Below are 18,859 nucleotides of genomic sequence, written 5' to 3' on the forward strand. Positions count from 1 at the left end.
TGAATCATGCTGACGATTGCGAACTGAACGCTTATCCCTGTTGGGGAGAAATTCGAAATGGAGCTTCTGGGGGCAGAAAGCAAATCTGAGGGTCGGCCTTTTCTGGAGTCGATACCACCGCGCACGGCATTGCGCGACCAAATCATTCGCCGTTTGGCGATCACGTCGGCGGCAAGCAATGTCCCGGCGACGATGCGCATTTTGTGCGAATATGTCGGCGCATCGCATTTTTTGCTGGCGCGCTACGACCTCATTCAGGACCAGGGTCTCGATTTCATCGTGGCCTCGAACTGGCCTTTCGATCTGGTGCGTCGTCTGGGCGCGGAGTTGGCGCGCGGCTATGCCAAGTCGACGGAACTTGAAAAATGCCTGTCGAGCCTGACGCCGCAATTCGCGCTTTTGCCCGACGAGGTGACGACGCCGCAGGAGTTAAGCCGGCAATATTGCTCGCTGACCTTCTGTGCCGGCCGCACGCGGTTTTCGCTGATGCTGCTGTTTCTGGAGGGCATCATCCTGTCGCAGGAACGCCTACGAGAAGTCGGCCTGATGGCCGCCTATTCGTTGAGCCTGGGCGCCGGCATAGGCGCCAAGGTCGAACGTGATTTCGAACTGACCGAACGCGAGCTGGAATGTCTGTTCTGGATCGCGGAAGGCAAGACCAGCGACGAGATTGCCATGATCCTCGGCATTTCGCGCAACACGATCAACAATTACATCACCAGCGTCATGCGCAAGACGGCGACCAAGACGCGCTCGGAAGCCATTGCTTATGCTGTTCGTAACAACCTCGTATAGGGCCGGCACCTGAAATGGCTTATTCGCGCGAACACGTGTCCGATATCGGTACCGGCTTTCAATATGTCCGCGTTCAGCGGGCCTCCAGCCGGTCGGACCTGTTTCCCAAGCTGGTCTCGATGCAAAAGAACCTCAACGCGCGCAATTTCGCGGTATTCAGGATTGCCGGCGCCGGCTTGCCGAACAAGCGCAAGCTGGTCTGCGAGCTCGAAAACTGGGGCGCGTCCGGGCTCGAAAACGGCAACAGGCTGATCGACGCCTGCGGCGAACTGTTTCTCCAGCACATCGATTTTTCGTTGCTGCCCGTCGTATGGGAAGGAACGGAGCTTGCCACCCGCGTCGATACCAACGAATTCGCCCCGATGATCAAGCGGCTGGAGCAGGTTTGCGTGCCGTTTGGCGGCATCGCCTTTCCGGTCCGTCTGGGCGCAGTCGGCAATGGCTATGTGGCGTTCTTCTCCAACACGCTCGATGTTACCAGCGACATCATCGTCGACCAGCATGTGCGCAGCTGCCAGATCATGGTCGATCTATTGGCGCTCGAAGAGAAGCGTGCAGTACCGTCCGAAACCCTGAGCGATCGTGAAATCGCTTGCCTGCAACTGGCCGGCGACGGCCAGATCAGCGAGGAAATTGCCGACAAGCTTGGCCTTTCCGTCCATACGGTCAACGCCTATCTCGGCTCGGCCACGATCAAGCTCGATTCGGTCAATCGCATCCAGGCCATCGCCAAGGCGATCCGCCTCGGTTATATCCACTGACGAAACGACAAGGGCCGCAGCGCGATCGCGCGCTGCGGCCCTCGTCGTAAGGCGATTGTGTCTCAGGCCGCTTCGGCCTGGCGGCTGATCGCGAACTTGGATTCTGCCAGGCTGTGCGCCAGGAAGCGGGTGTTCTCGTCGGGATCCTCCGATGGGTTCTGGAAGGCGATATGGTCGATCTCGACCGCGGCCTGCTGATCAGCCAGCATGAGGCGCGCATAGACGGACACGCCCTTGGGCTTGATTTCCAGATCGAGCGTGATTTCCGGCCCGCCGCTCCATTCCAGACGGTAATCCCCACCCGAACCGAAATTGACCGTGCCGGGATGGAAATACAGTTCCGCCGCCGAGGACACCAGATCCGCCACGCTGGTGTAGCGTTCAAGTCGCAACAGTGCGATCAGATCGCCGGCATCCAGTAATCGTAACTCCGATGCCACCGGTGCGATTGCATAGGCCAGGATCTCTTCGCGTTCTTGAGAGAAGTTACATTTTTTCATTGCGGTTGGCGTGTCCGTTGTTTGGGCGACCGGGCGGCGTAAACCCGGTGTATGAGTTCCGCCACAGCCTTGTAAAAAGCTGATGGAATCACACTATCTACCGAGACTTGCGCAAACATGGAGCGCGCCAGCGGTGGATCGTCGAACACCGGAATGTTGTTCTCCTCCGCTATCTGCCTGATTTTCAAGGCAACAAGGTCCTGCCCCTTGGCGACGATGACGGGTGCGTCGTTTTCCTCGCGCACGTAACGCAGGGCGATCGCGTAATGCGTCGGGTTGGCGATCACCAGTGTTGCGCGCGGAATGTTCTGGATCATCCGCTGGCGGGCGCGGCTGCGCATCACCGAACGCTGTCGCGCCTTGACCATCGGATCGCCCTGCGACTGCTTGTGCTCGTCCTTGATTTCCTGCTTGGTCATCTTCAGGTTGGTGAACCACTGGTGTTTGGTCCAGAAGAAATCCGCCACCGCAAGCGTCGCCGTCGCCATCAAAACGATGACCATCATCTTCTTGGTCGTCGTTTCCAGCTTCACGAGAATATTGGCCGGATCGGAAAACATGATGTCCAGCGATCCCATGAAATCGCGATGCAGGACGACATAGAAGATCGCCGAGACGACCAGCAGCTTGAAGAGCGATTTGCCGAATTCCACCAGGCCGGCGACGCTGTAGATGCGCGAAAAGCCCTTCGAGACCGAGATGCGTTCCGCCTGCGGCCGGATGCGCTCCAGCACGAAGGAGGGAAGGTTCTGGGCGAAGGACGAGGCAAGGCCGAAAACGATCATCAGGATCATCGCGGGCGCCAGAAAGCCGGCCATGTCCCAGCCAATGCGACTGCCGATCGACACCACGTCGGTCGCATTTTCCAGCGGCCATCGATCCGGTTGCTCGAAAATATCCTTCAAACGCTCGGTCAGCGAGGCGATCGCCCCGGGCAGGAAAAACACGAGATAGACGTAAAAGGCGAGCGACGAGGCAAACAGCGTGATCTCGCGCGACATGGCGACGTTGCCCTTGAGGGCAGCGTCGCTCAGCTTTTTCGCTGTCGGGTCTTCTGTTTTACTGTCTTTGTCTTCGTCGGACATAAACCACGTCCCTGTTGCGAATCGCTCGGCCTGATCGGGGCATTCTATCGCATCAGGCGGCCTTGCGCAGTTGGGGCCCGCAAGCACTCGGGGTTCGCGGCAGAGCATGCACAACAAAAAGCCGGCGATCGACATCGCCGGCTCTCAATCTGTTCGCTCCGCAAGGGGGGCAAGGGAGGGATCGGGGAAGGGATCAGGCGGCTTCCGCGGCGTCCTCGGCAGGCTGTTCGACGGCGGCGTCCGGATCCTTGAGCTGGATCTGGCCGCTGGCTGCAAGCCGGATGGCCTCCTGCGCCACGGCGCGGCGGGCAATCGCCACCTCGCGCGGGTTGATCACCGTATTGGTTGCCGCAAGGTCGGATTCGATCATGCGACGCTGGCGCGGGCTGATCGCCGAAAGCACGGCTTCCTTGATCTCCATCGAGGCGCCACGCAGCGCCATGGTGATGATGTCGCCGGCAATGTCGTTGAGCAGCAGGACGCGGCTGCGCTGCGGCATGGCCAGAAGATCCTCGAACAGGAAGATTTTCGGGCGAACCTTGTTGACCGAGGCCTTGTTCATCGTCTCGAGCGAATTGAGCAGCGTATCGACCTGCGGCTTCTCGAGCTCGTTCATCAGTTCGGCCACCTTGTTGGCGCCGTTGGAATTGCGCTCGGCGTCGATCTTGGAGACGAGATCCAGCACCCGGTTTTCGATGATCTGGGCAGCCTTCGGGCTGACGTCCTTCATGTTGACGGTCCGGTTCATGATGTCGGCCCGGCGGCTTTCCGGCATTTCCAGCAGAAGCTTGGCGCCGAAGGCCGAAGGGATCATCGACAGGATATAGGCGATCGTCTGAGGATGCTCGCGGCTGAGGAACTTGCCAACGAAAGCCGGCTCCGCATCCTGCAGCTGATCCCAGATCGATGTCTGATAGGCTTCAAAGGCGGTGCGACGGCCAAGCAGGCCATCGACTTCCTCGGGGGTCAGGCCTTCTTCGAGAATGCTTTCGATGGCCTTGGCATTGTCCATCAGACCCGCACCTTCCGTGAACAGGTCCTCGAACTCGTTGACCAGCGTCAGCAGTTCGTCCGGCGGAATTTCACGCAGGTTCTGGGCCGAGGCAATGATCGTCTGCAGCTCTGCCTGGGTGAAATATTTCAAGAGCTTGCCGGCGACGCCCTTGCCCATGGCAAGCAGCACCGCAGCAGCTTTCTCAGCCTGGGACAGGGGTGAACCGGCTACAGCGCCTCCACCGAAATCCTCGAAGTCCATCATGGTCTTAACCTCACTGTCCCTACATCGGGATCAGATTGCTTTGGTGCTCAAAACTTCCGTCAGTTTCACGCCGAAGCGCGTATCGTCGTTTTCCAGGACGGTAATTTCGCCCTTTGCGATGCGCCGGCCGTTCACGGTGATTTCCACCGGCTCGCCGATCTTCTTGTCGAGCGCGATGGTCGCGCCTTCTTCCAGGTTCATCAGACCTGAAACCTGCATGCGGCTGGTGCCAAGCACGATCTCGAGATTGATCGGGATATCCATGATCAGGTCGAGATTGGCATTGAGCGCGCTGCCCGGAGCAGACGAAGCCGTACCGGCAGAGCCGCCGAAATCGGCACCTGCAAAATCCGAACCGCCAAAGCTTGCGCCGCCGCCGAAATCGCCGCCGCCAAGGTCGGAACCGCCGAAGTCGGTGCCGCCAAAATCCGAAGTGCCGAAATCCGAAGTGCCGGCATCAGCCGCGCCGAAGTCCGCAGTGGTGTCGAGACCGCCGCCGCCGAACTGCGCGTCGAGATCGAAATCGCTCGTGCCCGCGCCGAATTCGGCATCGAAGGCCGGCGTCTCGCCGCTGGCATCAGCTTTCAGGACGCCGCGCAGATCGTCGATCGCCTGGTCGAGATCAGCCTCGTTGCCGACCGCAGACAGCGCATCACTCTGGTTAATGGGGGTCGTTTTCTTAGCCATGGAAAACATTATTCCTTATGAAACTTGCGTCAGCCTGCCCAAGGGCATGATTTCATGTGTTGCAGGTGATCGACGATCATCCTGCCAGATGCTTGATGATATCCTGTTCGCTGCCGATATTGTCCTTGACGCGCACCGTGTAGCGCTCGCCGGCGCGGCCAAATTCGCACAGATACATGTCCTTGCCGTTGGCGCTGACCTGGACGGAAACGTCGCCCTTGTCCTCGAACCCGATGACATCGCCGGCGGCGAGACGCGAGATCGTCGACAGGGTGAGCTTTTCCAGCCGGATGCGGGCTTCGAGCGTCACCTGCGAGCGGCGTACCTGCTCGCTGATGCGGTCGCTCCATTCCTGCTTGCTGCGGGCAATCTGTCCGCTCGGCCTGGGCAGTTCGACCCGCGTCCTCAACAGGGCGCGCTGCGGAATGACCAGCGCAAGCTCTGACTTGACCTTGCCCATTTCGATCGACAGGCGGACGACGGCGCCGAAATCGGTGCGGGCCTCCGGCTCGTGTTTTGCCCGGTCGTCGGCATTGTGCGGCGGCTCCAGCATCGGCTCGAACCCACCCTCGGCATTGACGCCGGAACGCAGCACACTGCCGATCCTCTCGAACACCATCGCGGCAAGGTCGAGTTCGATCTCGGAAAGAGGCCGCTCTGCCGGCTGTTCGATGGTTTCCTCCTCACCGCCCAGCATCAGCTCCATCAACGAAATGACGAAGGCATTGCCGCAGGCGAGAACGAAATTCGGGCACCAGTTGCGCAGGCCGCCGTTGACGAAGGAAAACGTGTCGCCCAGATCGGCGACCAGTTCTGTCATCAGGCCGCTTTCGCAGCCGACATAGCCGATCTGGATGGCGATACCGGTTTCGGCGTGAAACACGTCCGGGAGAAAGCCGGTATAAAGCTGACCAAAATCGCCGCAGATGCGCTCCACCGTCTGGCGGTCGCCCAGCCCGCCGGTCAGCTTGGCAAGCAGGGAGGGATCCATTGCAGGAGCGGTAGCGGGCGCCACGGCGGGCGTTTCGGAGAGGTTCGTGTCGCTCATGGCTTAGGCCGCCCTCTCGGCGCCACCGCCCGGGTTCATCATCTCCTGCTCGACGCTGTCGATCGACGGGCGCTCGTAGTTGGAGATGGTCTTGCGACCGTATTCGAGCGCGACCTGTGGCACCGAGCCGTTCATGTAGGCGAGCAGGGTCTGCTTGACGATGATGTAGAGACGGTGCTGCTTGCCGCGCACGATCTTGATCTGCGAGGTGAGCGGGTTGACCAGGCAGTAGGAGAGGAAGATGCCGAGCATGGTGCCGACGAGAGCGGCGCCGATCAGGCCGCCGAGCACTTCCGGGGATTCGTTGATCTTGGCCATGGCCTTGATGACGCCGAGAACGGCGGCGATGATGCCGATCGCCGGAAAGCTGTCGCCGATCGCAACGATCGAGTGATACGGCTTCATCTTGTCATGCATCATCGTTTCGATTTCTTCATCCATCAGCGCCTCGATTTCGTGGCTGCGGGCATTGCCGATGATGATGAGACGAACGTAGTCGCAGATGAAGGACGTCAGTTCCTTGTTCTTGAGAACGGTCGGAGCCGCCTGGAAGATCGGGGATTCGTCGGGATTGTCGATATGGGCCTCGATCTCGTTGCGCGACTTGGTGCGCAGGTCGCGCATCAGCGAATAGAGAACGCCGAGCACGTCGAGATAATGCCGTTCCTTCGGCACCGCGTATTTGAAGGCTTCGGCCATTGCCTTGCCGGAATCCTTCACGACCTTCAGCGGGTTGCCCATGATGAAGGCGCCGACACCCGCCCCGCCGATGATCACCAGCTCGAACGGCTGGAAAAGAGCGTCCACATGCCCGCCCATCGCCATGAAGCCGCCGATAATGCAGCCGACGGTGATCACAAATCCGATAATAATAGTCATCGCGTGTCTATGCCCGATCGTTTTTTCGTGCCGACTGGATACGGGTTCTGGCTTGCGTGAGGCTGGCTGTAGCTGACGTTTCGCTGCCCATATCCGAGACAGTTTCGCACAAGTCTTCGCGCCTAGTTTCCGCACACGATCGGTCGGAATCCCCGCCCGCAACAGCATGCCGCGGCGGCCTCCTTGCGATGTCACAGCCCTGGACATGCTCCTCGCCCTATTCCCCGAAACGGAGGCAGACCATATGCAATCCGGACTGTATGTCGGCATTTCCTCACAGATCGCGCTTGAGCGCCGGCTCAACACGATCGCCGACAACATGGCGAACATGAACACTGTCGGTTTCCGTGCCACGGAAGTGAAATTCGACGAGGTCATGAGCAAGACCCGCAACGATATCAACGCCAAGGTCGCCTTCGTCACCCAGGGCAACGACTATCTTTCCACCCGCAGCGGCGCCATGGAAGCCAGCGGCAATTCGCTTGATTTCGCCATCAAGGGCGATGGCTGGTTCGCGCTCGATACGCCGGCCGGCCAGGTTCTCACCCGCGACGGTCGCTTCACCATGAAGGAAACCGGCGAGCTCGTGTCGTCGCGGGGCTTCCCGGTTCTCGATGCCGGCGGCGCGCCGATCCAGCTCAACCGGGCCGGTGGTCCGCCGCAGGTCGGCGCTGATGGCGGCATCCTGCAGGACGGCATCCGCGTTTCCCAGATCGGCGTCTTTAGCGCCGATATCTCCAAGGGCTACCTGCGCTACGAGAACTCGGGCGTGATCCCGACCGAAGCACCGCAGCCGATCGTCGATACGATCAGCACCGCCGTGGTGCAGGGATATGTCGAGGAATCCAACGTCAACGGCATCGGCCAGATGACCGAACTCATTCAGGTCAACCGCGCCTTCGAAGGCATCGCGTCGCTGATGCGCGACAGCGAAACCTCGCTTGCCGAAGCGATCAAGACACTGGGCGGCTCGCGCTAAAGGATCATGCAAGGCATGGAAACCATCATTGCCGCCACCCTGGCTTCGGGCCGTCTGGCCCATCTCGCCGGGCTTGCCAAACGCCACGCCGCGCCGGAACATTCCGTCGCCCATGGTGGGCGCGTGCGCACCATCGCCGCCGGCCATTATACGGTCAGCGGTCTTTCCCGGCATGTGCGGCTCGGCGAATTCGTCGGCCATCGCAGCGCCACCGGCATCCATTTGGGTGAAGTCGTCCGCGTCGAGCCGGATCTCATCTATGTCTGCCCGATCGAGCCGGGCGAACCGATCGGCATCGGCGACGTGGTCATCCAGAAGGGCGCCTTCCGCGTCGCCCCGGACGATAGCTGGTGCGGTCGCACCATCAATTCGCTGTGTGAGCCGATCGACAATCGCGGACCGCTGTCGTCCGGTCTGGAACGCCGATCGATCGCCAATACCGCGCCGCCCTCGATGACGCGCAAGCGCGTCGAAACCGGTTTCACGACCGGCGTGCGCGCCATCGATATCTTTTCGCCGCTGTGCCTCGGCCAGCGCCTCGGCATCTTTGCCGGTTCCGGCGTCGGCAAGTCGACGCTTCTGTCCATGCTCGCCCGCGCCGATGCCTTCGACAAGGTGGTGATCGCGCTGGTCGGCGAACGTGGACGCGAAGTGCGCGAATTCATCGAGGACACGCTCGGCGACAATATGGCGAAATCGATCGCCGTCGTCGCCACCTCCGACGAAAGCCCGATGCTGCGCAAGATGGCACCGCTCGTTGCCATCACCATCGCCGAGCACTTTCGCGACAAGGGCGAGAACGTTCTGTTCATCGCCGACAGCGTCACCCGTTTCGCTCATGCGATCCGCGAGGTGGCAGTCGCCGCCGGCGAACCGCCGGTGGCGCGTGGCTACCCGGCCTCGGTCTTTACCGAACTGCCGCGCCTTCTGGAACGCTCCGGCCCAGGCCCCGAAGGCACCGGCACGATCACTGCGATCATCTCCATCCTCGTCGATGGCGACAATCACAACGACCCGATCGCCGATTCGGCGCGCGGTATTCTCGACGGGCACATCGTGCTCGAACGCAGCCTGGCGGAGGAGGGGCGCTATCCGCCCATCAACCCGCTGTCCTCGATCTCGCGTCTTGCCCGCAAGGCCTGGAGCGGCGACCAGGAAAAGCTGGTGGCGCGGCTGAAATCGCTGATCCACCGTTTCGAGGAAACCCGCGACCTGCGCCTGATCGGCGGCTACCGCGCCGGCAGCGATCCCGATCTCGACATGGCGATCAAGCAGGTGCCGATCATCTACGACGTCCTGAAACAGACGCCGTCGGACCCGGCCAGTACCGATGCCTATGGCGACCTTGCCAATGCCCTTCGCGCCGGCATGGCGCCGCAGCAGCGACCGAGAGGATAAACCGTGATCGAAGACGACGAAGATGTTCCGGTCAAGCCGATCCGGACCGCAAGGCAGAAATCAAAACTTTCCGATCATCTGGTGCTGACCATAGGCATCGTGCTTGCAGGCGCGTCCGCCTTCTTTCCGTGGTACGTGTTTTTGAACGAGGACAAGTTCGGCATCAAGGTGGCGCCGATGGACCACACCCGCGACCTGCCGCCCGGCCATGTGACCAATGTCTTCAGCGTTTCGCCGCTCGCCATGGCCAACAGCAACAAGACAGAGCAGCCCAAACCGCCGGTCGATCCGATCGATGCCATCACCACCGCCACCACCTCTTCGGTCGGCGCCATCCGTCAGGCGCCGCCGCAGGATCTGCTGGAAGACCAGCCGCTTCCCGGCCGCGGCGGCTTTCGCCTGATGCATGTGTCGAATGGCCGTGCGCTGATCGAGGACGCTGCCGGCATGTACATGGTGCGGGTGGGCTCGATCCTGCCCGACAACAGCCGGCTTGCCACGCTCGAACAGCGGGACGGCAAATGGGTGATCGTCACCTCGGCCGGCGAGATCTATTCCAACGAGGGAACGTCGCGTCCGTAAGTCTGACGCAAGATTGCTAACATAGGCTTCAGCCACAAGATGGAGAGAAGCCTATGCAACCCATTCAATTATTCGCGCTGGCATCCAGGCAGGCCGAGTGGTTGTCTGTGCGCCAGGAAGTCGTTGCGACCAACATCGCCAACGCCAACACGCCGCAGTACCGCGCCAAGGATGTCGCATCCTTCGACGCCGTGATGGACAATACGTCGATGCGCATGGCGCGCACCAATGCCGCCCATTTCGGCGACAGCGCTCTCAGCAACAACGTCAAGGTCGAGGACGCCGCGCTCAACGACGAGATCGGCATTCAGGAATCCGGCAACACCGTCGCGCTCTCCAAGGAGCTGTCGAAGGCGGGTGAAATCAAGCGCCAGTACGAGCTCAGCTCCAATCTGGTGCAGTCGTTCAACAGCATGATGCTCTTGACTGTGAAGAGGTAAGTAAATGGATCCGCTTTCAGCCGCTTCGAAGATCGCAGGGTCGGGGATGGAGGCCCAGGCCACCCGACTTCGCATCGTTTCGGAAAACATCGCCAACGCACGCACCACGGGCGATACGCCCGGCGCCGATCCCTATCGCCGCAAGACCATCACCTTCGGCGCCGAGATGGACAAGGCTGCCGGCACGGAACTGGTTGCGGTCAAGAAGCTTGGCGTCGATCGCGGCGATTTCGCCCAGGAATACGATCCGAGCCATCCGGCCGCCGACGCCAAGGGCATGGTCAAGATGCCGAACGTCAACATGCTCATCGAAATGGCCGACATGCGCGAAGCCAACCGCAGCTATGACGCCAATCTCCAGATGATCAAGCAGACGCGCGACATCGTTTCCTCCACGCTCGAACTTCTCAAGGGCTCGCAATGATCGACGCAATCAAGAACGTCAGTTCGCTTTCGCTGTCCCGCGGCATCGGCTCCATTTCGTCGGACGAGAACACGACCTCGCTGCTCGGCCAGACCCAGAAGCCGGTCGAAAACGCCGGCGTCAGCTTCGCAAGCGTGCTGGGCAGTGTCGCCAATAACGCCATGGAAACGCTCAAGACGGCCGAAACCAAGTCTTTCGAAGCGATCCAGGGCAAGGCCAATACGCGTGAAGTCGTCGATGCCGTCATGGAAGCCAATCAGTCGCTGCAGACCGCAATCGCGCTGCGCGACAAGCTGATCTCGGCCTACCTCGATATTTCAAAGATGCAGATCTAGTAGCGGATAGGGAATTTTACCGATGAGAGCACTTTCCGTTGCAGCGACGGGCATGGATGCCCAGCAGACCAATCTCGAGGTCATCGCCCACAACATCGCCAACATCAACACGACCGGCTTCAAGCGCGGCCGTGCGGAGTTTTCCGATCTTCTCTATCAAACCGAACGCGCCCAGGGCGTGCCCAACCGCGCCAACCAGGCGATCGTGCCGGAAGGCGCGAACGTGGGTCTCGGCGTGCAGACGGCGGCCGTTCGCTATATCCATGAGCAGGGTCAGCTGACGCATACGGAAAACAACCTCGATCTCGCGATTGTCGGTCGTGGTTTCTTCCAGGTGCAGTCGCCGGATGGCGGCACGATGTATACCCGCGCCGGTGCCTTCAACCAGAATGCCGAGGGCCAGCTGGTCACCATCGAAGGCTACCAGGTCGTGCCGAACATCACCTTTCCGGCCGATGTCACCGAAACCGTCATCAGCCGTACCGGTCAGGTGAGCGTGCGCATCGGCAACGCGACCGAATATACCGAGGTCGGCCAGCTCACCATGGCGAACTTCGCCAACGAAGCCGGCCTGAAGCCGCTTGGCGACAACCTTTATGCCGAAACGCCGGCATCGGGCGAAGCGGTCATCGCGGCTCCGGAAGACCCGGGTTACGGCTATCTGCGCCAGGGCTATCTCGAATCGTCCAACGTCGATGCGGTCAAGGAAATCACCGACCTGATCTCGGCGCAGCGCGCTTACGAAATGAATTCCAAGGTCATCACGACAGCCGACGAAATGGCCTCGATCGTCAGTAAGAACCTCAAGTAAACCCAAAAGGCAGGGCAGACATGATGTTTCGCCGGACACACGAAAATGCAGCAGGGACCGGTCGAAAGACCGTCCTTGCCCTTCTGTCGCTTCTCGCTGCAAGTCTGGCCTCGCCGGCTGCAGCCGACATGGGCGCCAATATGGGCATGGCCGTCGTGCCGACGCGGATCATCTATCCGGGCGAGGAAATCGAGCCCGGTTCCCTCAACGTGGTCGAGGTGACCAACCCCAATCTCGCGGGCGATTTTGCACGCTCCGTGGACGAGGTGACGGGGATGATCACCAACCGCACGCTTCTGCCCGGCCGCACCATTCTCGTGTCCTCGCTGCGCGTGCCCTATCTCGTCAAGCGCGGCGCCAGTGTTCGTCTGACCTTCGGCATCGGCAACATGGTGATCTCGGCCTCCGGATCGCCCTTGCAGAACGGCTCGGTCGGCGATGTCATCCGTGTCCGCAACATCGATTCCGGCCTGTCCGTCAGCGGCACCGTCATGGCCGACGGCACCGTGCAGGTGATGGCGAAATGATCATGAAACGTCTCCTTGCCCTTTCCCTCGCAGTCGCGACGCTCATCGCACCGGTGCAGCCGGCCTTTGCCGATGCGGCCCGCATCAAGGATATCGCTTCGCTGCAGGCCGGTCGTGAAAACCAGCTGATCGGCTACGGTCTCGTCGTCGGCCTTCAGGGCTCCGGCGACAGCCTGCGCTCCTCGCCGTTCACCGAACAGTCGATGCGCGCCATGCTGCAAAATCTTGGCATTTCGACGCAAGGCGGCCAGTCGAGCGCGAAAAACCTGGCGGCCGTCATGGTCACAGCCAACCTGCCGCCGTTTGCCAGCCCCGGCAGCCGCATCGACGTCAATGTCTCGTCGCTGGGCGACGCCACCTCGCTGCGCGGCGGAACGCTGGTCATGACCTCGCTGTCGGGCGCCGATGGCCAGATCTATGCGGTTGCGCAAGGGGCGGTCGTGGTCTCCGGCTTTCAGGCGCAAGGTGCGGCCGCGACGCTTACCGAAGGCGTCACAACATCCGGCCGCGTGCCGAACGGCGCCATCATCGAGCGCGAATTGCCCTCCAAGTTCAAGGATGGGGTCAATCTCGTGCTGCAATTGCGCAACCCCGACTTCTCGACTGCGCAGCGCATGGCCGATGCCGTCAACATGTTTGCCTCGCAGCGCTACGGCGGCCCTGTCGCGGAAGCCCGCGACAGCCAGGAGATCATCATCTCCAAGCCGCGCTCGGCGGATCTGACGCGGCTGATGGCCGAGATCGAAAACCTGGTCGTGCAGACCGATACCCCGGCCAAGGTTGTCATCAACGAGCGCACCGGCACGATCGTCATCGGCGCGGATGTGAAAGTGTCACGCGTCGCGGTCAGTTATGGCACGCTCACCGTTCAGGTTTCGGAAACGCCGCAGATCGTCCAGCCGGAACCGTTTTCCGATGGCGTGACCGCCGTACAGCCGCAGACCGACATCATGGCCATGAAGGATGGCGGCCAGGTTGCCATTCTCAATGGTCCCGACCTGCGCACGCTGGTCGCCGGCCTCAACAATATCGGCGTCAAGCCGGACGGTATCATCGCCATCCTGCAGGGCATCAAGTCCGCCGGCGCCCTTCAGGCCGAACTCGTGCTGCAATGACGGAGAGACAAGCGATGTTCACGATCACGATTTCCGCATCGACCGTTCGCAGGCTCCTGGTCGCTGGCGTGGTTCTCGCCGCCGTGCCGCAAGTCAATGCGCAGCAGGCCGCCGATCAGATCGCGCCGACCACGGCCGACGATATCCAGCGTTTCTGCACCAATATCGCCGATCCGGCCCGCGACCAGCGCTATCTTCTGCAAAAGCAGGAACTGGAAAAGCTGCAGTCGGATGTCGATACCCGCATCGCCACGCTCGAAACCCGCCGTGCGGAATACGAGGAATGGCTCAAGCGCCGCAACGATTTCCTGAAGAGTGCCGAGGTCGGTCTCGTCGACATCTTCAAGACGATGAAGCCGGATGCCGCGGCGCCGCAGCTTGCGGAAATGAAGATGGAGGTCGCCGCGGCGATCATCATGAAATTGCCCCCGCGCCAGTCGGGCCTGATCCTTGCCGAGATGGACCCGCAAAAGGCGGGCATGATCTCGACGATCATCGCCAGCGCGTCAGACCCCAAGACTTCGAAGGACCGTACATGATGAAGCGTGCTTCCGCCGTGATGGCCGCGCTGTTTCTGGCGGGTTGCCAGAACCAGACGCTGAAGGAGATCGGCAATGCCCCGGCGATGAGCCCGATCGGCAGCGGTCTGCAATATGCGCAGGCGCCGCAGATGTCGTCCTATCCAAAACAGCCGCGCCAGATGGCAAGCGGCTATTCGCTGTGGAGCGACAACCAGGCTGCCCTCTTCAAGGATGCGCGCGCCCTCAATATCGGCGACATCCTGACCGTCGACATCCAGATCAACGACAAGGCCGATTTCGACAATGAAACCGACCGCAGTCGTACCAATTCGACCAGCCTCACCTGGGGTGCCAACGTCAAGAACATCCTCGGCTTCAACACCGATACCGGCACGTCCGGCGATCTCGGCACCGATTCCGACTCGTCGAGCAAGGGCAAGGGCTCGACCAAGCGCGCCGAAAAGCTGACGCTTCTGGTCGCCGCCGTCGTGACCGGCGTTCTTGAAAACGGCAACCTCCTGATCAGCGGTTCGCAGGAAGTGCGCGTCAACCACGAGATCCGTATCCTCAACGTTGCCGGTATCGCACGTCCCAAGGATGTCGATGCCGACAACAAGATCTCCTACGACAAGATCGCCGAAGCCCGCATCTCCTACGGCGGCCGCGGCCGTCTGATGGAAGTGCAGCAGCCGCCGATCGGCCAGCAGGTCGTCGACCTCTATTCGCCGTTCTGATCGCGCCAGGGGGATCGGGTAAGGGAATATGGCTATGGACGAAACGACCCCGGAAGACGGCGCTGCCAAGAAGAAGGGCGGCCTGTTGATGACGATTGCCGGCGTGGCCGTCGTCACGCTGGTTGCGGCCGGTGGCGGCTGGGTGCTGGGCGGCATGATCGCGCCGCCCGTGCCCGAAACGCCGGCTGCCGCGGCCGAGCCTGCGGCAGCCGCAGGCCACGGCAAGGGCGATGCGAAGGATGCCGGCATCCAGCCGATCTCGACCGAGGCCAACGGCATCGTGCTGCTTGACCCGATCACCACCAATCTCGCCTATCCTTCGGACAACTGGGTGCGGCTGGAAGTAGCGCTGATGTTCCGGGGTCCGACCGACACGCCGCTCGCCCAGGAAATCCACCAGGATATCCTCGCCTATCTGCGCACCGTTTCGCTGCAGCAGATCGAGGGCCCGCGCGGCTTCCAATATCTTCGGGATGACCTCCAGGAGCGTGTTGACCTGCGCGCGAAAGGGCGCGTATCGAAGGTAATGTTCAGAACCTTCGTGATTGAATGATTCGACTTCTCGTACTGCTTGCCGTCCTTGTCGCGGCACCGGGCTTGGCCCATGCACAGCAGTCGCCGGCAGATCTTCTCAATCTGCCGACCGACGGTTCCGCAGCCTCGTGGATTATCCGCACATTCGGCCTGCTGACCGTCCTTTCCATCGCTCCCGGCATCATGATCATGGTGACGAGCTTTCCGCGCTTCGTCATCGCCTTTTCCATCCTGCGCTCCGGCATGGGCATGGGCACGGCACCGCCCAACATGGTGCTGGTATCGATGGCGATGTTCATGACCTTCTACGTCATGTCGCCGACCTTCGACCGCGCCTGGAACGAGGGCGTACAGCCGATGTTGTCGAACCAGATCACCGAAGCCGAAGCATTGCCGCGCATTGCCGAACCGTTTCGGGTGTTCATGAGCGCCAACACGCGCGACAAGGATCTCTCGCTGTTCGTCGATATCGCCCGCGAGCGTGGCCAGTCGGTGGGCACGCCGGAACTGATCGATTACCGGGTGCTGGTGCCGGCCTTCATGCTGTCGGAAATCCGCCGCGGCTTCGAAATCGGTTTCCTGATCATCCTGCCGTTTCTGGTCATCGACATGATCGTCGCCGCCATCACCATGTCGATGGGCATGATGATGCTGCCGCCGACCTCGATCTCGCTGCCCTTCAAGATATTGTTCTTCGTGCTGATCGATGGCTGGAATTTGTTGGTTGGCAGTCTGGTGCGCTCGTTCAACTGAGCCCCGGGTTCCGGTTCCTGGACAAAATACGGCGGCCGGGTGCCGCCGTTTTCATGTCCCGGTCACAGTTCGCCGATGCACAGCAGCCTTTCGCTCTGCTCCAGGAATTTATGGCCGCAGCGATCGAAATAGCGCTTCAAGATCGCCGGATCGGTCTTGCCGCGGTTGATCAGCTCGTCCTCATGCGACTTCTTGCCCTTGCCGACCGGGATGACCGTGACATTGCGGGCAACCGTCTTCATGATGTCGGTGATCTCATCGACGGTGAAGAAGCGGATGCGGTACAGCGGGTCGGTCTGCGAGACGCGGGCAAAATAATCGACGAAATCAGCATTGTGACCGTTGTGGACGGTGGCGATCATCAGGCGGCGCGACACTGTCGCCTGTTCGCGTGCCAGCCGGGCCATGTCTTCGTCGCCGAACAGGCCCCAGAAACCATTGTGATAGCTGACATCGAAGGCCTTGTCGCCATAGGTCAGAGCGAAAGCGTCCATCTTGGTCGCCTTGTCCTTGAGGTCGGGATATTCGCCGATCGTGCGGCTGACCGCTTCGCCGGAATAATCCATGCCGTGGCAGTCGATGCCGAGCCTGTTCAGCATGGCCACATCGCGAAAACTGCCGGCGGCGATCTCCAGGACCCTGTCCTGCGGCCGGCAGAAGGCATGGATGTAATGCGCATGCCGCAGGTCACGCTGGTACTGGTTAAACACATCCGTCCAGGTCCGGTCCCACTCGTGGTCTTCCTTCAGGCCATCCGCCAGTGCATTCGTCATCGTCATTCACCTATGCGTTCGAACGTGCCGATCCTGCGCGAGAAGATCGTTTCCGCGTAGGAGATCTGTTCTCCCGTCGGCAGGCCCATGTGAAGTTTCAGGCAGTTCTGCACCATGTCGTATCCGGCCTCGGCCGAGACCCCGACACCGGCAGAGAACCGCGGATTGATGTCCATTAATAGATAGCGGTCGTCAGCGCGCATGAACTCGAAATTGATGCATCCGTGAATATCCAGCGCATCGGCCAGCTCGGTGGCGATCCGTCCCAGTTCAGCCGAGGGTTCGAGCTGAACCGCCAGCCCCGCGCCGTTGGCCGTGCGGGTCAGTTCCCTGCGCCCCACTGTGACCGTCTTCGATATGTGCCTGTCGCGAAGAACGTCAACGACGAAGACCGCGGATGTCAGGAGCGGCTGGAAGATGTAGCTGTCGCGATCGATCGTGCTGCCGATCGCCGAAAGGTCCGCCAAGGCCGGGACCTTCACGAAGCCCTGCATGCTGCGACCGTTTCGCGGCTTGCCGATCAGCGGAAAGGCCAGTGCACCGGCGATCGCTTCCGAAAAGGTGGCGGTCGGAATGACATGGTCGGGAAAGCTCTGCCGCAAGACCTGCTGCCAGGCGTATTTGTCGCGCAGCAGCGCCGCGCGATCGAGCGGCGCGCAGATGGTGACGCCGCGCGGAAGCGCCGCCGCCCTGCGGGCGAACAGATCGACCTCGACATCCGTCAGGGGTATCAGATGCGATATGGCATGACGGCTGCATAGGTCGCCAAGCACCTGCAAATAGAGATCGGGCTCGGACGCCGCGAGCGGCACCTGCAAAAAGGCATCAACGCCAGCGGCACTGGCCAGCCAGGCTTGCGGATGGATGTCGCATCCGACGATCCGGCCGACGCCGAAACGCCGCAGCGAGGCGATGACCGGTTCCGCAGATAAAGAGCCGATCGCTGTCACCAGCACGTTCGGTGCGGCCGAGCTTGCCGGTGAATGGTCCATGTCCCTGGGGTCAGCCGGCATCGGGCGTGCCGGTAAGCATCGCGTTGATCTCGTCGATCAGCGGGTTGAGTTCGGGATAATGCGGCGCCCAGTAGCGGTATTCCCGCAGCAGGTTGGTATACGCGAGCGGAATGTCGCTCTCCGACAGGTAGCCGTTGTTCTTCGCAAACTCGAGGATGACGCCCGGATAGCGGATGACGTGGATAAAGGTCTTGCTGATCGTGTGGTTGGAAGACGAGTTGCCGTGCTGCCTGAAATAGGAGAGGGGATGCGGATGGGCGACGAAGGCGCCGCGCTGCGCGAGTTCGACCCAACCTGAAAGATCAAGCGTACCGGCGAAATATCCGTCGGTCAGCCGGTAGAGACAGAAGGTGCCACTGTCGTCGAAGCAGTCCTTCTTGCGGAAGAGAGCAGTGGTATATTCGCCCACCAGATTGACGTGGTTGATGGCGGTCAGGCGAATATAGTCGCGACCGCTAATGATCTTGGCGTCGTTCTCGACCTTGAAATAGTTGACCAGCCGCGTGACGCGGCTGTGCTCGTTGATGAAATAGCGCGGCGAGAAGGCCATGACGGTTCCGTGCGCCCGGCTGCCCTCCAGCGCCTCCAGCAGAAACTGCACGCAAAAGGGATTGAGCACGTCGTCATCGAAGAGAAACTTGATGTATTCGCCATTGGCGATCGTGGCGAGCCGGATGATATTGTTGATCTGGCTGGGTTTGGGATTGCGGCTGTAGGAGACCTTTTCGGCATAGCGCGCGCAGATGCGCTCGATGGCATCGGTCGGGCAGTCGTCCGAGACGATGATCTCGCAATCCTCGTAACTCTGGGCAAGCGCGCTGCGCAGTGCCAATTCGAAGAAGTCCGGCTTGTAGGTCGGTATGCAGATGGAAACGCGGGGCATCTTGGCCGTTCCGATCATTCTGTG

24 protein-coding genes are annotated in these 18,859 nt (G+C 61.1%); 15 read left to right on the top strand and 9 right to left on the bottom strand.

Going from position 1 to position 18,859, the window contains the following annotated elements; genetic code table 11:
* The first annotated feature begins 57 nt into the window (after positions 1–57).
* Together visN and visR are read left to right on the top strand one after the other, a co-directional pair.
* Positions 58–795, top strand: coding sequence for a transcriptional regulator VisN (visN, locus tag ACQKKX_RS17190; protein ID WP_427572340.1), 738 nt, complete (start codon positions 58–60; stop codon positions 793–795).
* A 14-nt stretch (positions 796–809) separates the two neighbouring features.
* Positions 810–1,556 (top strand): transcriptional regulator VisR, encoded by a 747-nt coding sequence (gene visR / locus ACQKKX_RS17195; RefSeq protein ID WP_427572341.1) that lies wholly within the window; start codon positions 810–812, stop codon positions 1,554–1,556.
* Positions 1,557–1,618: 62 nt separating this feature from the next.
* Here the strand turns inward: visR and ACQKKX_RS17200 are convergent, their stop codons facing one another.
* The 6 genes from ACQKKX_RS17200 to motA form a co-directional block, all read right to left on the bottom strand.
* Entirely contained in the window at positions 1,619–2,056 is a 438-nt protein-coding gene (locus tag ACQKKX_RS17200) for a hypothetical protein (protein WP_427572342.1), read from the bottom strand.
* Positions 2,053–3,141 carry a flagellar biosynthesis protein FlhB gene (flhB, locus tag ACQKKX_RS17205; protein WP_427572344.1) on the bottom strand — a complete coding sequence of 363 codons (1,089 nt, stop codon included), beginning with the start codon at positions 3,139–3,141 and terminating at the stop codon, positions 2,053–2,055. The genes ACQKKX_RS17200 and flhB overlap by 4 nt, the downstream gene beginning before the upstream one ends.
* A 193-nt stretch (positions 3,142–3,334) precedes the next feature.
* Positions 3,335–4,399, bottom strand: coding sequence for a flagellar motor switch protein FliG (fliG, locus tag ACQKKX_RS17210; RefSeq protein WP_427572346.1), 1,065 nt, complete (start codon positions 4,397–4,399; stop codon positions 3,335–3,337).
* A 30-nt stretch (positions 4,400–4,429) separates the two neighbouring features.
* Complete coding sequence (fliN, locus tag ACQKKX_RS17215; protein ID WP_427572348.1) at positions 4,430–5,086, bottom strand: flagellar motor switch protein FliN; 657 nt, start codon at positions 5,084–5,086, stop codon at positions 4,430–4,432.
* 76 nt (positions 5,087–5,162) lie between these two features.
* Positions 5,163–6,134: a FliM/FliN family flagellar motor switch protein gene (locus ACQKKX_RS17220; RefSeq protein ID WP_427572350.1), complete on the bottom strand. Its 972-nt coding sequence runs from the start codon at positions 6,132–6,134 to the stop codon at positions 5,163–5,165.
* 3 nt (positions 6,135–6,137) lie between these two features.
* Positions 6,138–7,013 carry a flagellar motor stator protein MotA gene (gene motA, locus ACQKKX_RS17225; protein WP_427572352.1) on the bottom strand — a complete coding sequence of 292 codons (876 nt, stop codon included), beginning with the start codon at positions 7,011–7,013 and terminating at the stop codon, positions 6,138–6,140.
* Positions 7,014–7,257: 244 nt separating this feature from the next.
* On the opposite strand from motA, the gene flgF reads away from it, so the two are divergent.
* From flgF to fliP, 13 genes are read left to right on the top strand one after another with little or no spacing between them, the layout of a single operon-like run.
* The gene (flgF, locus tag ACQKKX_RS17230; RefSeq protein WP_427572354.1) at positions 7,258–7,992 is read left to right on the top strand and encodes a flagellar basal-body rod protein FlgF; all 735 of its coding nucleotides are present in this window, start codon (positions 7,258–7,260) and stop codon (positions 7,990–7,992) included.
* A 15-nt stretch (positions 7,993–8,007) separates the two neighbouring features.
* Complete coding sequence (gene fliI, locus ACQKKX_RS17235) at positions 8,008–9,390, top strand: flagellar protein export ATPase FliI (protein WP_427572355.1); 1,383 nt, start codon at positions 8,008–8,010, stop codon at positions 9,388–9,390.
* Between the two features lie 3 nt (positions 9,391–9,393).
* The gene (locus ACQKKX_RS17240; RefSeq protein ID WP_427572357.1) at positions 9,394–9,972 is read left to right on the top strand and encodes a flagellar protein; all 579 of its coding nucleotides are present in this window, start codon (positions 9,394–9,396) and stop codon (positions 9,970–9,972) included.
* 53 nt (positions 9,973–10,025) lie between these two features.
* Positions 10,026–10,412: a flagellar basal body rod protein FlgB gene (gene flgB, locus ACQKKX_RS17245; RefSeq protein ID WP_427572358.1), complete on the top strand. Its 387-nt coding sequence runs from the start codon at positions 10,026–10,028 to the stop codon at positions 10,410–10,412.
* A gap of 4 nt (positions 10,413–10,416) precedes the next feature.
* Positions 10,417–10,836: a flagellar basal body rod protein FlgC gene (flgC, locus tag ACQKKX_RS17250; RefSeq protein WP_427572360.1), complete on the top strand. Its 420-nt coding sequence runs from the start codon at positions 10,417–10,419 to the stop codon at positions 10,834–10,836.
* Positions 10,833–11,171 carry a flagellar hook-basal body complex protein FliE gene (locus tag ACQKKX_RS17255; protein ID WP_427572362.1) on the top strand — a complete coding sequence of 113 codons (339 nt, stop codon included), beginning with the start codon at positions 10,833–10,835 and terminating at the stop codon, positions 11,169–11,171. The genes flgC and ACQKKX_RS17255 overlap by 4 nt, the downstream gene beginning before the upstream one ends.
* Positions 11,172–11,193: 22 nt before the next feature.
* Positions 11,194–11,982, top strand: coding sequence for a flagellar basal-body rod protein FlgG (gene flgG, locus ACQKKX_RS17260; RefSeq protein WP_427572363.1), 789 nt, complete (start codon positions 11,194–11,196; stop codon positions 11,980–11,982).
* A gap of 20 nt (positions 11,983–12,002) precedes the next feature.
* Entirely contained in the window at positions 12,003–12,509 is a 507-nt protein-coding gene (gene flgA, locus ACQKKX_RS17265) for a flagellar basal body P-ring formation chaperone FlgA (protein ID WP_427572365.1), read from the top strand.
* Between the two features lie 2 nt (positions 12,510–12,511).
* A complete protein-coding gene (locus tag ACQKKX_RS17270) occupies positions 12,512–13,624 on the top strand; it encodes a flagellar basal body P-ring protein FlgI (protein ID WP_427572367.1) in 1,113 nt (370 codons plus the stop codon).
* Between the two features lie 14 nt (positions 13,625–13,638).
* Positions 13,639–14,163: a MotE family protein gene (locus tag ACQKKX_RS17275; RefSeq protein WP_427572368.1), complete on the top strand. Its 525-nt coding sequence runs from the start codon at positions 13,639–13,641 to the stop codon at positions 14,161–14,163.
* Positions 14,160–14,879 carry a flagellar basal body L-ring protein FlgH gene (gene flgH / locus ACQKKX_RS17280; protein ID WP_427572370.1) on the top strand — a complete coding sequence of 240 codons (720 nt, stop codon included), beginning with the start codon at positions 14,160–14,162 and terminating at the stop codon, positions 14,877–14,879. The genes ACQKKX_RS17275 and flgH overlap by 4 nt, the downstream gene beginning before the upstream one ends.
* Positions 14,880–14,913: 34 nt before the next feature.
* The gene (locus ACQKKX_RS17285) at positions 14,914–15,432 is read left to right on the top strand and encodes a flagellar basal body-associated FliL family protein (protein ID WP_427572372.1); all 519 of its coding nucleotides are present in this window, start codon (positions 14,914–14,916) and stop codon (positions 15,430–15,432) included.
* The gene (gene fliP / locus ACQKKX_RS17290) at positions 15,429–16,166 is read left to right on the top strand and encodes a flagellar type III secretion system pore protein FliP (RefSeq protein ID WP_427572374.1); all 738 of its coding nucleotides are present in this window, start codon (positions 15,429–15,431) and stop codon (positions 16,164–16,166) included. Before ACQKKX_RS17285 ends, fliP begins: the two co-directional genes overlap by 4 nt.
* A gap of 62 nt (positions 16,167–16,228) precedes the next feature.
* Here fliP and ACQKKX_RS17295 read toward each other — a convergent pair whose 3' ends face one another.
* The 3 genes from ACQKKX_RS17295 to ACQKKX_RS17305 are packed head-to-tail and all read right to left on the bottom strand — an operon-like array spanning position 16,229 to position 18,835.
* Positions 16,229–16,945, bottom strand: coding sequence for a class I SAM-dependent methyltransferase (locus tag ACQKKX_RS17295; RefSeq protein ID WP_427572376.1), 717 nt, complete (start codon positions 16,943–16,945; stop codon positions 16,229–16,231).
* A complete protein-coding gene (locus ACQKKX_RS17300; RefSeq protein WP_427572378.1) occupies positions 16,942–17,952 on the bottom strand; it encodes an ATP-grasp domain-containing protein in 1,011 nt (336 codons plus the stop codon). The genes ACQKKX_RS17295 and ACQKKX_RS17300 overlap by 4 nt, the downstream gene beginning before the upstream one ends.
* A complete protein-coding gene (locus tag ACQKKX_RS17305; protein WP_427572380.1) occupies positions 17,942–18,835 on the bottom strand; it encodes a glycosyltransferase family 2 protein in 894 nt (297 codons plus the stop codon). The genes ACQKKX_RS17300 and ACQKKX_RS17305 overlap by 11 nt, the downstream gene beginning before the upstream one ends.
* Positions 18,836–18,859 lie beyond the last annotated feature (24 nt).

Origin of the sequence: Neorhizobium sp. NPDC001467, from assembly GCF_050275975.1 — a bacterium.
Lineage (GTDB): Bacteria > Pseudomonadota > Alphaproteobacteria > Rhizobiales > Rhizobiaceae > Neorhizobium.

Bases quoted from the DNA above. Each gene is read 5' to 3' on its own strand.
- fliG (WP_427572346.1), bottom strand. From the start codon at position 4,399: ATGATGGACTTCGAGGATTTCGGTGGAGGCGCTGTAGCCGGTTCACCC.
- flgH (WP_427572370.1), top strand. From the start codon at position 14,160: ATGATGAAGCGTGCTTCCGCCGTGATGGCCGCGCTGTTTCTGGCGGGT.
- ACQKKX_RS17295 (WP_427572376.1), bottom strand. From the start codon at position 16,945: ATGACGATGACGAATGCACTGGCGGATGGCCTGAAGGAAGACCACGAG.
- flgF (WP_427572354.1), top strand. From the start codon at position 7,258: ATGCAATCCGGACTGTATGTCGGCATTTCCTCACAGATCGCGCTTGAG.
- flhB (WP_427572344.1), bottom strand. From the start codon at position 3,141: ATGTCCGACGAAGACAAAGACAGTAAAACAGAAGACCCGACAGCGAAA.
- ACQKKX_RS17275 (WP_427572368.1), top strand. From the start codon at position 13,639: ATGTTCACGATCACGATTTCCGCATCGACCGTTCGCAGGCTCCTGGTC.
- fliN (WP_427572348.1), bottom strand. From the start codon at position 5,086: ATGGCTAAGAAAACGACCCCCATTAACCAGAGTGATGCGCTGTCTGCG.
- fliI (WP_427572355.1), top strand. From the start codon at position 8,008: ATGGAAACCATCATTGCCGCCACCCTGGCTTCGGGCCGTCTGGCCCAT.
- motA (WP_427572352.1), bottom strand. From the start codon at position 7,013: ATGACTATTATTATCGGATTTGTGATCACCGTCGGCTGCATTATCGGC.
- flgG (WP_427572363.1), top strand. From the start codon at position 11,194: ATGAGAGCACTTTCCGTTGCAGCGACGGGCATGGATGCCCAGCAGACC.
- ACQKKX_RS17255 (WP_427572362.1), top strand. From the start codon at position 10,833: ATGATCGACGCAATCAAGAACGTCAGTTCGCTTTCGCTGTCCCGCGGC.
- visN (WP_427572340.1), top strand. From the start codon at position 58: ATGGAGCTTCTGGGGGCAGAAAGCAAATCTGAGGGTCGGCCTTTTCTG.
- flgA (WP_427572365.1), top strand. From the start codon at position 12,003: ATGATGTTTCGCCGGACACACGAAAATGCAGCAGGGACCGGTCGAAAG.
- fliP (WP_427572374.1), top strand. From the start codon at position 15,429: ATGATTCGACTTCTCGTACTGCTTGCCGTCCTTGTCGCGGCACCGGGC.
- ACQKKX_RS17305 (WP_427572380.1), bottom strand. From the start codon at position 18,835: ATGCCCCGCGTTTCCATCTGCATACCGACCTACAAGCCGGACTTCTTC.
- ACQKKX_RS17270 (WP_427572367.1), top strand. From the start codon at position 12,512: ATGAAACGTCTCCTTGCCCTTTCCCTCGCAGTCGCGACGCTCATCGCA.
- ACQKKX_RS17200 (WP_427572342.1), bottom strand. From the start codon at position 2,056: ATGAAAAAATGTAACTTCTCTCAAGAACGCGAAGAGATCCTGGCCTAT.
- visR (WP_427572341.1), top strand. From the start codon at position 810: ATGGCTTATTCGCGCGAACACGTGTCCGATATCGGTACCGGCTTTCAA.
- flgB (WP_427572358.1), top strand. From the start codon at position 10,026: ATGCAACCCATTCAATTATTCGCGCTGGCATCCAGGCAGGCCGAGTGG.
- ACQKKX_RS17300 (WP_427572378.1), bottom strand. From the start codon at position 17,952: ATGCCGGCTGACCCCAGGGACATGGACCATTCACCGGCAAGCTCGGCC.
- flgC (WP_427572360.1), top strand. From the start codon at position 10,417: ATGGATCCGCTTTCAGCCGCTTCGAAGATCGCAGGGTCGGGGATGGAG.
- ACQKKX_RS17220 (WP_427572350.1), bottom strand. From the start codon at position 6,134: ATGAGCGACACGAACCTCTCCGAAACGCCCGCCGTGGCGCCCGCTACC.
- ACQKKX_RS17285 (WP_427572372.1), top strand. From the start codon at position 14,914: ATGGACGAAACGACCCCGGAAGACGGCGCTGCCAAGAAGAAGGGCGGC.